This is a genomic window from Mycobacterium sp. 4858, from assembly GCF_900240975.1.
GTDB lineage: Bacteria > Actinomycetota > Actinomycetes > Mycobacteriales > Mycobacteriaceae > Mycobacterium.
Genome location: NZ_LT968775.1, coordinates 405302 through 416808, shown reverse-complemented (window position 1 = coordinate 416808; position 11507 = coordinate 405302). Strand labels below are relative to the sequence as shown.

Annotated in this window: 7 protein-coding genes; 6 read left to right on the top strand and 1 reads right to left on the bottom strand. The window is 65.7% G+C overall.

Annotated features, from left to right (window positions below):
• The first annotated feature begins 332 nt into the window (after nt 1–332).
• The 6 genes from C1737_RS01995 to C1737_RS01970 all read left to right on the top strand — a co-directional run bounded on the left by C1737_RS01995 (nt 333) and on the right by C1737_RS01970 (nt 10675).
• Entirely contained in the window at nt 333–1754 is a 1422-nt protein-coding gene (locus C1737_RS01995) for a condensation domain-containing protein (protein WP_102417081.1), read from the top strand.
• 68 nt (nt 1755–1822) lie between these two features.
• Nucleotides 1823–4822 (top strand): RND family transporter, encoded by a 3000-nt coding sequence (locus C1737_RS01990; RefSeq protein WP_304442214.1) that lies wholly within the window; start codon nt 1823–1825, stop codon nt 4820–4822.
• Between the two features lie 75 nt (nt 4823–4897).
• Complete coding sequence (gene pe, locus C1737_RS01985) at nt 4898–5998, top strand: acyltransferase PE (RefSeq protein ID WP_102417728.1); 1101 nt, start codon at nt 4898–4900, stop codon at nt 5996–5998.
• Nucleotides 5999–6073: 75 nt separating this feature from the next.
• The gene (locus tag C1737_RS01980) at nt 6074–7132 is read left to right on the top strand and encodes a dihydrodipicolinate reductase (RefSeq protein WP_067919157.1); all 1059 of its coding nucleotides are present in this window, start codon (nt 6074–6076) and stop codon (nt 7130–7132) included.
• 208 nt (nt 7133–7340) lie between these two features.
• On the top strand, nt 7341–7769 hold the full coding sequence (locus C1737_RS01975; protein WP_102417080.1) for an MmpS family transport accessory protein: 429 nt from the start codon (nt 7341–7343) through the stop codon (nt 7767–7769).
• Entirely contained in the window at nt 7766–10675 is a 2910-nt protein-coding gene (locus tag C1737_RS01970; RefSeq protein WP_067919155.1) for an RND family transporter, read from the top strand. Before C1737_RS01975 ends, C1737_RS01970 begins: the two co-directional genes overlap by 4 nt.
• Here C1737_RS01970 and C1737_RS01965 read toward each other — a convergent pair.
• Entirely contained in the window at nt 10672–11505 is an 834-nt protein-coding gene (locus C1737_RS01965) for a DegV family protein (RefSeq protein WP_102417079.1), read from the bottom strand. The genes C1737_RS01970 and C1737_RS01965 overlap by 4 nt on opposite strands.
• Nucleotides 11506–11507 lie beyond the last annotated feature (2 nt).

Genomic DNA, 11507 nt, shown 5'->3' with positions numbered 1-11507 from the left:
CATCTGTCCTCTCACCTCGGACGACGAAGGTGGCTCCCCCGGGGGCCAGCCTCCGGCGATAGGTCCGTGACTTTTTACGGGCCAAGCTTTTGACCCGCTCACCGCACCACGTCGACCCGGTGCGCAGCAGAGTAATCCCCCCAGCGGCGAGTAGTGTCGCCGGATGCCGGACTGTGTCCCACGCCGGGCCGGTCCTACCCTAACCGTCGCCAACTACGTCGCGGTATACCTGTGGCCCGGCATGTCGCGGTCAGCGGTCGCCGAAGAAGTTATGTTGATCTCGCCACCAGCTTGGCCCGGAACTGCGGCCTGGCCGACCGAGGAGAAGATTTTTGCGCATCGGGAAAATCACGATCGGCTCGATCGGTGAGTGGACGCTGAGCCCAGGCGAAGTCGTCTCGTGGCACCCGACACCCGCCTCGCGGGACAAGGCGCGGCAAGCGCCGGTCAGTCCGGTGCCGGTCAGCTACATGCAGGGGCAACATCTTCAGGGCTATCACCGGCAAACGACCTCGGGGCTCGACTATTCACGGCAGATCATCGCCACGTGCGAAATCGCCGGGCAGTGCGACATTCCCGCCATGAACGAGGCGCTCAACGCATACCTGCGCCGCCACGATACGTACCGCAGTTGGTTCGAATACACCGAAACCGGAGAGATCCTCCGGCACACAATCGATAATCCCGACGACATCGAATTCGCGCCCACCGTCCACGGCGAATTGGCCATCGACGAACTGCACGATCATGTGGTCGCGACACCCGACCCGTTTCACTGGGAGTGCTTCAGCTTCGGGATCGTTCAAAACCAGGACCACTTCACCTTTTACGCGAGCATCGATCACGTCCACGGTGATGCCGCGCTGATCGGTATCACGATGGTGGAGTCCCATGCGAGGTATTCGGCGTTGACAAGCGGCGCCGGACCCCTCGCGCTGCCCGCAGCCGGGAGCTTTGACGATTTCTGTGTCGAAGAGCGCCGGTACACGTCGGCTTTGACGGCGGACTCGCCTCAGGTACGCGCGTGGATCGAATTCGCGGAGAACAACAACGGAAGCCTGCCGGAATTCCCGCTGCCATTGGGCAACCCATTGGAGCCGACCAAGAGTGACATGATCACGGACACATTGATGGACGCGGCGCAGACAGCGAGATTCGAATCGGCCTGCTCGGCGGCAGGCGCCCGCTTCGTCGGCGGGTTGTTCGCCTGCCTCGCCCAGGTAGAACACGAATTTACCGGCGCAACAACATATTACGGGCTCACCCCCAGGGACACCCGCAGGACGTCGGACAACTTCATGACCCAGGGCTGGTTTACCGGATTGGTTCCGATCACCATCCCGATAGCAGCGGTGTCATTCACTGACGCGGCGTGGGCGGCGCAGACGTCTTTCGATTCAAGCCTGGACATGGCCAAGGTGCCGTATTACCGCGTGCTGGAATTGGCGCCGTGGCTGAGCAGGCCCCGCCCGAACTTCCCGGTGACCAATTTCCTGCACGCCGACGCCGCCCCGATGAACGCCGTGCTGGCGGCGGCCGAGATGGGCTACGCAAATAGCATCGGAATCTATTCCGACGGAAGATATTCGTATCAACTGACGATCTATATCTTCCGGTACGAAGAGGGCACCGCGATGGCGATCATGTACCCCGCCAACGCAGTTGCCCAGAAATCAGTTTCCCGGTACGTCGCAGCGATGAAGTCCGTATGTATGCGGGTCGCCGATACCGGGCACTGGGGGCGCGTTGCATAGCAAGGAGTGCCGACGATGGCTGCTGCCTTTCTTCGGATGAGCCATCTCCGGCGGGCCGGGGGTTCGATGTGCGACGGCTAGCCGATTTCGTGATGCGGTGGCCCGGGGTGGTGATCGGGCTGTGGGTGGTGGTCGCGGTCGCCCTGCCGCTGACGTTTCCGACCCTGAACGAGATGGCGCAGCAGCATCCGCTCGCGATACTGCCCAGCGGCGCCCCGTCGAGCGTCGCCGCCCGCAAGATGACCGAGGCGTTTCACGAATCGGGCGCCGAAGACCTCCTATTGGTGGTCCTCACCGATGAGAAGGGGCTGGGACCACCCGACGAAGCCGCTTACCACAAAGTGGTGACCGCGCTGCACGAGGACGCGCGTGACGTGCTGATGTTGCAGGATTTCGTCAGCACGCCGTCGCTGCGCGCGGTGTTGACCAGTAAAGACCACAAATCCTGGGTGCTGCCGGTCGGCATCGCCGGCGAATTGGGCACGCCGAAGGCCTACGCCGCCTACACCCGCGTTGCCGACATCGTCCGGCACAGCGTCGCCGGGACTCCGCTGACCGCGAACCTCGCCGGACCCGCGGCCACCGTCAGCGACCTCACCGTCGCGGGCGAGCGGGACCGCACTCCGATCGAACTCGCGATCGCCGCGCTGGTGCTCGTCGTCCTGCTCGTGGTGTACCGCAACCCGATCACCATGCTGCTACCGCTCATCGCGATCGGGGCGTCGATGGTGATCGCGCAGGCCGTCGTGGCCGGCATCTCGCAAGCCAGCGGGTTAGGGGTGTCGAATCAGTCCATCGTCTTCTTGAGCGCGATGGTCGCCGGCGCGGGAACCGATTACGCGGTCTTCCTGATCAGCCGCTATCACGACTACTTGCGGCTCGGCGCCGGCTACGAGGAAGCGGTACGGCGGGCTTTGCTCTCGATCGGCAAAGTGATCGCCGCGTCCGCGGCGACGGTGGGGATCACCTTCCTCGGAATGAGTTTCGCCCGGATGGGCGTGTTCTCCACGGTAGGGGTGTCCTCGGCCATCGGGATCGGTGTCGCATTCCTCGCAGCGATGACCTTGCTGCCCGCCATTCTCGTGCTGGCCGGGCCGCGCGGATGGGTCAAACCGTCGCGCGAACTGACCGCCCGGTTTTGGCGACGGTCGGGGATACGCATCGTGCGCCGGCCGAGGAGTCATCTGGTCGCCAGCGTGCTGGTGCTGATCATTCTCGCCGGCTGTGCGGGCTTGGTGCGCTTCAACTACGACGACCGCAAGGCGCTGAGCGCCTCGGCCCCGAGCTCGATCGGGTATGCCGCGCTGGATCGCCATTTCCCGGTCAACCAGTCCATTCCCGAATACATCCTCGTCCAGTCACCGCACGACCTGCGCACACCCCGGGCCCTGGCCGATCTGGAGCAGATGGCCACCCGAGTCAGCCAACTGCCCAACATCGCTGCGGTCAGCGGCGTGACCCGGCCCGCGGGAGCCGTGCCGGAACAGTTCCGGGCGACGTATCAGGCGGGCGCGATCGGCGCTCGCCTGGGCGCCGGCTCCACCCTGATCAGCGACCACACCGACGACCTGAACCGACTGGCCGCCGGGGCGAACACGCTGGCCGACAACCTCGGCGATGTGCGCGGGCAAGTCAACCAGATGGTGGCCGGGATGCGGGGCCTGACCGACGCCTTCACGTCGATCAGGAGCCAGTACGGCGGTGACAAGTTGGTCAGAGAAGTCGTCTTGGCGGCCAAGCTGGTCAGCAGCATCAACTCGCTCGGCCATACCATCGGCGTGAACTTCGCGGCGATCAAGGATCTGTTCGCGTGGGTGGCCCCGGTGCTGACCGCGCTGGAGGGCAACCAGGTCTGCGATGCCGACCCGTCCTGCAGCGCCACCCGGGCCAATTTCGAGCGCGTGGTCAACGCGCGCGGCGACGGAAGCCTCGACCAGATCAACGATCTGGCCGGACAACTGCAGGCGTTTCAGGACCGGCAGACGCTCAACGCCTCGGTCGATCATCTGCGTGGTGCGCTGGCCAGCTTCGTCAAGGCGCTGCATGCCATGGGGCTGGACCAACCCGGGGGCCTGCAGGCCGACCTGAACCACCTGCAACAAGGCGCCGAGGAGTTCGCGGGCGGGAGCCGGCAAGTCGCCGACGGGGTGGACCAGCTGGTCGACCAGATCAAACAGATGGGGGCGGGGCTCGGCGAGGCGTCGGCGTTCCTCCTGACGCTGAAACACGACGCGGCCGAACCGTCGATGGCAGGGTTCAACGTCCCGGCGCAGCTCCTGCACATGGAGGAGTTCAAGAAGGCCGCGAAAGCGTTCGTCTCGCCCGACGGGCACTCGGTGCGTTACCTGGTTCAAACGAAATTGAATCCGTTCAGCTCCGAGGCGATGGATCAGGTCAACGCGATCGCCGACACCGCCCGCGGGGCCCAACCGAACACCGCGTTGGCGGACGCCTCCATATCGATGGCGGGCTACCCCGTCACGCTGCGGGACACGCGGGACTTCTACCAGCACGACATCAGATTCATCGTCGCGGTCACCATCGTCGTCGTGCTGTTGACCCTGATGGCCCTGCTGCGAGCGGTCATCGCACCGCTGTATCTGGTGGCTTCCGTCGTGGTCTCGTATTTGTCCGCGGTCGGCATCGGCGTCCTGACGTTTCAATTCGCCCTCGGCCAGCAATTGCATTGGAGCGTGCCGCCCTTGGCCTTCGTGGTCCTGGTCGCGGTCGGGGCGGACTACAACATGCTGCTCATCTCGCGAATGCGTGACGAGTCCCCGCACAGCATGCGATACGGCATCATCCGCACGCTGGGTTCGACCGGCGGGGTGATCACCGCGGCGGGTTTGATCTTCGCCGCCTCGATGTGGGGGCTCGTGTTCTCCAGCATCAGCACCGTTGTCCAAGGCGGTGTGGTGATCGGGATCGGAATCCTGCTCGACACCTTCGTGGTGCGCACCATCACGGTGCCCGCCCTGGCTACGCTGGTCGGGCGGGCGAGCTGGTGGCCGTCCCGACCGGGACCGCGGCGGCCGTCCGTGGCCTCACCGGCCGGGAATGCGCCGTAGGCACCCGGTCAGCCGGCGCGGTATGCGACACTACGAGGCGGAGTCGAGCAGGCGGGAAGTGGCCGGGAAGTGGTGATGCAGAAACTACTCGCAGGAGTTACCGCCCTGGTAACCCTCGGCGCCACAGGATGTTTCGGCGTCGGAATCGCCACGGCCGACGACGCGCCGGGCGACGGGACGCCCGCCGGCGGAACGGCGTACGCCCTCGGAGGCGCCCACGTCCCGGGCATCCCTTACGACGAGTACGGCCGGCGCCTGGGGGCCGGATGGTTCCCCGGGCTCAGGCGCGAGATCGTCAACTACCCCGCCGGGCAGGTGCAGGGCCACGTGTTGGAGCGGCTCTTTCCGGGGATCGGCCGGCTGGATGAAGCCTTTCCGGGCCTGGGGGTCGACGGACCCAGCATCGGCGAGTCGGTGGCCGTCGGGGAGGACAACCTGGACGCGGCCATCCGCCGGGGTGGCCTCGGCGCCGCGATCGGCCTGTCCGAGGGTTCGCTCGTGGTTGACGCCGAGCAGGCCCGGCTGGCGAACGATCCGGCCGCTCCCCCACCAAATCAATTGGTCTTCAGCACCTTTGGCAATCCGGTCGGGCATCACGCCTTCGGCCAGAGTTTCCTGACCTCCGTTTTTCCGGTCGGCGCCGTCGTTCCCGCAATGGACTACCGCATACCGCCCCCGGTGGAGAGCCAGTACGACACCAAGGCGTTCGTCGCGGCCTACGACATGATCGCCGACTTCCCCGACCGGCCGGACAACCTGCTGGCCCTCGCCAACACCCTGGTGGGCGAGGCGACCGGGCATACCGCGGTCGCGTTCACCGACCCGAGCATGGTGCCGCCGCAGAACATCAGAACCACCGTCAACTCCCGGGGCGCGACGACAACGACGTACCTGATTCCCGAAAAACACCTCCCGCTGGTGATACCGCTGGGCTACCTCGGGGTGCCGGAAGACGAGCTGAACCAGCTCGACGCCGAGCTGATGCCCATGGTGAACGCGGGATATTCGCGAAACGACGACCCGCTGACCGCACCCGTCCAAGTGGATCCGGTGCGCGGCTTCGACCCCGCGGCCGTGATCGCACCGGCCAGTCAGGCCACCTTCGGCGGCGGTGCCGACCCGTTTTCCCAGCTGTTGTCCAGCTCCATGGCCGCGTTCGGCCAGGGCAACCGTTGACCGGATAGCCGGGCCCCGAGACGCGCCGGCCCGTCGGTGATAATGGCTCAAATTCGCCACGTCAAAGGAGACGCGATGAGCAGGTTTCCGGCCGACCGTCCGCTGCGGGTGATCCAATGGACGACCGGAAACATCGGGCGCCGTTCGCTGCACGCCATCATCGGCAGGCCGGACATGGAGCTGGTCGGGGTGTATGCGCACGGGGCGGACAAGGTGGGCGTGGATGCCGCCGAACTGGCCGGCTGGCCCGAACCGACGGGAGTGCGGGCGACGAACGACATCGATGCGCTGCTCGCCCTGGGTGCCGACGCGTGTTGCTACAACCCGTTGTGGGCAGGCGTCGATGAATTGGTGCGGTTACTCGAGGCCGGCGTCAACGTCTGCTCCAGCGCGGCCTGGATCACCGGCGGCAAGCAGACGCCGGAGGACCGCGAACGCATCGTCGACGCCTGCAAACGGGGCGGTTCGACGATCTTCGGCAGCGGCGCGCACCCCGGCATGACGAACATGGTCGGCATGGTGCTGTCCGGCGCCTGCGAACGCGTCGACGAGATTCGCATCACCGAGTCGGTGGACTGCTCGACCTACGAATCGGCGGAAACCCAGACGGCGATGGGGTTTTCGCAGGATCCCGAGACGCCGGGGCTGGCCGAAAGCGTGCGGCGCGAAAGCGAGGTCTTCGCCGAATCCGCCGCCATGATGGCCGACGCGATCGGGGCGAAGCTGGACCGGATGACCTTCGACGTGACGTTCACCGCCGCCACCGACGATTCCGATCTGGGGTTCATGCGGATCCCCGCGGGAACGGTGGGCGGCGTCTATGGCTACCACCGCGGCTGGGAGGGCGACCGCAACGTGGTCAGCGTGGGCTTCAACTGGACCATGGGCAATCACGTGGTGCCGCCCAAACCGCTGGAGCACGGCCACGTCATCCAGGTGTTCGGGTTGCCCAACATGCGCACCGTCCTGCATTGCCTGCCGCCGAAGGACTGGACCGAGCCGGGGTTCATGGGGCTGGGGATGATCTACACCGCGATGCCGGTGACCAACGCGGTCCCGGCCGTCGTCGCCGCCGAGCCGGGGATCGTGACACTCGCCGATCTGCCGCCGGTGACCGGCCGGGTGGCCCGTTAGGCCGCACCATATGCCGTTCACCACACCGAAGGCCCCCGGAGGAACGCTTGCGTGCACTAAGGTTTAGAGTGCTTAGCTGAGCAAATAGTCGAAAAGACAGCGGTGTCGTCGGCGACGTAGGTGAGCTTTGCGGCAATGCCCGGACGGCGGGCAAGCGGAAGGCGGTCAGGTGGTGGCTAGTCCAGACTCGGGTCCACGTACTCCCACCGTGACCCGTGTGCTCAAACGGGCGTGGATACCGCTGGTTTTGGTGGTAGTCCTGGCCGTTTCGGCATTGATCGTGTCGCGGCTCCACAAGATTTTCGGCTCTCAGGACCTCAACGCGAACGCCGGCAAGGGGATCGAAATCGTGCAGTTCAACCCGAAGGTCGTCGTCTACGACATCACCGGGCCGCCCGGGGCCACCGCCAACATCAACTACTGGGACGAGAACGCCAACACCCATCAGGTGAACGCGGCGCCGCTGCCGTGGTCGGCCACCATCTCGACGACCTTGCCGTCGGTCAGCGCCAACATCATGGCGCAAAGCGACAGCGGTGAGATCAGCTGCAAGATCACCGTGGACGGCGTCGTGCGCGAACAGCGCAGTTCCGACGGCCACAACGCGCAGACCTTCTGCCTGGTGAAGTCCGCATGACCAACGCGAGCAACGAGACCCAACGTGACGTGAGCGCGGCCGACACCGGCCCGATCAACATCAAGGGCCTGTCCAAGGCCGAGCGGGGCCACCGCCCGTACCTGCCGCACGCGATCCGCATCTTTGCGGTGCCAATCATTTTGGTTTGGCTGTTCGTGACAGTCCTGGTGAATGTCATCGTTCCGACACTGGAAAAGGTGGGTGAGGCCCACTCGGCGCCGATGACACCGCTGGACGCGCCGTCGATGAAGGCGATGATGCGCCTGGGCCACAATTTCCACGAATTCGACTCCAACAGCACGGTGATGATCGTGTTGGAGGGCCAGCAACCGCTCGGCCCCGACGCGCACCAGTACTACGACAAGCTGATTCGGCAACTCCGCCAGGATCCCAAGCACATTCAGCACATTCAGGACTTCTGGGGCGACCGGCTGACGGCCGCGGGCGCGCAGAGCGCCGACGCCAAGAGCGCCTATGTGCAGGTGAACCTCGCGGGTAACCAGGGCACGACGCTGGCCAACGAGTCCGTGGATTCCGTCCGCAAGGTGATCGAGGAGAACAAGGCGCCACCGGGCGTGAAGGCCTACGTCACGGGGCCTGCCGCGCTGTCCGACGACATGCACATCATCGGTAACGCCAGCCTGGCCAAGATCACGCTGTTCACCCTGGGCGCCATCGCGATCATGTTGCTGCTGGTCTACCGGTCCATCGTCACCACGCTGGTGCAGCTGTTCATGACCTTCGTCGCGCTGGCGTGTTCCCGGGGTGTCGTCGCGGTTCTCGCGTACCACAACGCATTCGGGCTCACCACCTTCGCCGCCAACATCCTCACCATGTTGGCGATCGCGGCGGGGACGGACTACGGCATCTTCCTGATCGGCCGCTATCAGGAGGCGTTGGCCGCGGGCGAGGACCGAGAAACCGCGTATTACACCACATTCAAGGGCGTCGCCCCGGTCGTCTTGGGGTCGGGCCTGACGATTGCCGGCGCGACGTATTGCCTCAGTTTTTCGCGGCTACCGTGGTTCAACACCATGGGGGCACCCGTGGCGATCGGCATGATCGTGGTGGTGCTGGCCGGCGTCACGCTGGGGCCCGCGGTGGTCTTCGTGGGCAGCCGCTTCCACTTCTTCGAGAGGCAGGCCAAGCGTGGCCGACTGTGGCGCCGGGTGGGTACCGCCGTAGTACGTTGGCCGGCACCGGTTTTGGCCGTGAGCGCCGCCGTCGTGCTGGTCGGCATGATCGCCCTGCCGAGCTTCCACACGAGCTACAACGACCGCCATTACCTGCCGTTGTCAGCCCCATCCAATCAAGGACAAGAGGCCGCGAACCGGCATTTCTCCGAGGCGCGGATGAACCCCGACCTGTTGATGGTCGAATCCGACCATGACATGCGAAACCCGGCCGACATGCTGGTGCTGGACCGGGTGGCCAAGAACGAGATGCGCACGCTGGGCATCGCCATGGTCCAGGACATCACCCGGCCGCTGGGCATCCCGATCCAGCACAGCTCGATACCGTTTCAGAACAGCGTCCAGAGCCAGACGACGATGCAGAACATGAGCTTCCTCAAGGACCGCATCGCCGACATCCTCCGGATGGCCGACGACCTGCAGACCCAGATCGATACCACGCAACGCCAATACGAGGTGTCGCTGGACCTGGCCAACGCCGCCGACGACAGCGCGAAGACCACCGCGGTGACGTCGCAGATCACCGATACCCTGCGTGACCACATCGCGGATTTCGACGACACCTTCCGGCCGATACGCAGCATCTTCTACTGGGAACGGCACTGCTACGACATCCCCGTGTGCATCGGGTTGCGGTCCCTGTTCGACACGTTCGACGGGTTCGACCAGCTCGCCGAGCAATTCCACTATCTGACAGCCGATATCGCGCACACCGCCAAGGCCACCCATGACCTGAATGCGCTGTTTCCCACGCTGATCACCACGCTGAAGACCACCAGGGGCATCACTCTCACCCTGTATCAGACGTTCAAGGCGATGATCGACCAGATGGAGGCGATGAGCAACACCTCGATCGTGATGGGGCAAAGCTTCGACGCATCGAAGAACGACGACTTCTTCTACCTGCCGCCCGAGGCCTTCGACAACCCGGACTTCCAGACCGGCCTTCGGATGTTCTTGTCGCCGGACGGTAAATCGGCGCGGTTCTTCATCACGCATCAGGGCGATCCGATGTCGCCTGAGGGCATTGCGCAAGTCGACGCCGAACGCACCGCCGCGCAGGAGGGTCTCAAGCAATCGTCGCTGTCCGACGCCCGGGTCTATCTGGGCGGAACCGCCGCGACGTTCAAGGACATGGCCGACGGCGAGAAGTACGACCTGATGATCGCCGTGGTGTCCGCCCTGACGCTGATCTTCATGATCATGCTGCTGCTTACCCGGAGCGTGGTGGCCGCGCTGGTGATCGTCGGCACCGCGGCCAGCTCGATCGCCGCGTCGTTCGGCCTGTCCGTGCTGATTTGGCAGGACCTGTTCGGCATCAGGATCCACTGGATCGTGATGGCGCTGTCCGTGATCATCCTGCTGGCCGTCGGATCCGACTACAACCTGTTGCTGGTCTCCCGGTTCAAAGAAGAGATCCATGCCGGCCTCAAGACGGGAATCATCCGGTCGATGGCGGGTACCGGCGGGGTGGTGACGGCGGCGGGTCTGGTGTTCGCGTTCACCATGGCGGCCATGTTGGGCAGCGACTTGCGGGTGCTGGGGCAGTTCGGTTCGACGGTGTGCATCGGTCTGCTGCTCGACACGCTGGTCGTGCGCACGTTGCTGATGCCGTCGATCGCGACGCTGCTGGGCCGTTGGTTCTGGTGGCCGCAAGTGGTGCATCCACGGGGCGACAACGCGCGGCGGTCGGTGGCGGCAGCCTCCGTCTAAGGCGTCGGCAGCTGCACGACGACGGCGACGGCGCCCGCGCCGACGTGCAGCGCCAGCACCGGCCCCAACGGGGTGATGATCGCCGGCTCACACGCCGGTAACCGCCGCGCCAGCGTCGCGGCCACCTCCTTGGCGCCGTCCGGATTGGCGACGTGATGGACCGCCAGGGCGGCGGGACTGTCGCCCGCCACCTCGCAGACCCGGTCGATCATCGCCTCGGTCGCGTGGGTGACGGTACGAACGCGTTGCGCGAGAACGAGTTTGCCGTCGTCGATGCGCAGCAGCGGCTTGAGCGCCAGCGCGGTACCCAGCCACGCCTTGGCCCCGCCGATCCGTCCGCTGCGTCGGAGGTTGTCCAGCCGGTGCACCACCATGAACGCATGGCTGTGCCGCACAGCCAGATCCGCCGCGTCGGCGACGGCGTCGAGATCGCCTCCCGCGGCCGCGGCCCGCGCGGCGGCCAACGCGACGAAGCCGGTGCCCATCGCGGTCGACCTGGAGTCGACGACGCGCACGTGGGGGTCCAGGTCCGCGGCGGTCCGTTGGGCGGCGCCACAGGTTCCCGACAGCGCGGACGAGAGGTGCACCGCCACCACGCCGTCACCGCAGCTGTCGGCCAGCGCCTGCTGGTAGGCGTCGGCGAGTTCGGCCGGCGTGGCCGCCGCGGTGGTGGCGTGGCGCTTGTAGACGTCCTCAGGGATCTCGTCCACGCCGTCACGCAGATCGACACCGTCGAGCAGAATGTGCAGCGGCACAACGCGAATCGCCCACTTGTCCAGCAGGTCCGCCGGCAAGCGCGCCGACGCGTCGGTCACAACTACGACAGGCATTG

Coding starts and splice junctions, on each gene's coding strand:
- pe (WP_102417728.1), top strand. CDS start 4,898: ATGCAGAAACTACTCGCAGGAGTTACCGCCCTGGTAACCCTCGGCGCC.
- C1737_RS01980 (WP_067919157.1), top strand. CDS start 6,074: ATGAGCAGGTTTCCGGCCGACCGTCCGCTGCGGGTGATCCAATGGACG.
- C1737_RS01970 (WP_067919155.1), top strand. CDS start 7,766: ATGACCAACGCGAGCAACGAGACCCAACGTGACGTGAGCGCGGCCGAC.
- C1737_RS01965 (WP_102417079.1), bottom strand. CDS start 11,505: ATGCCTGTCGTAGTTGTGACCGACGCGTCGGCGCGCTTGCCGGCGGAC.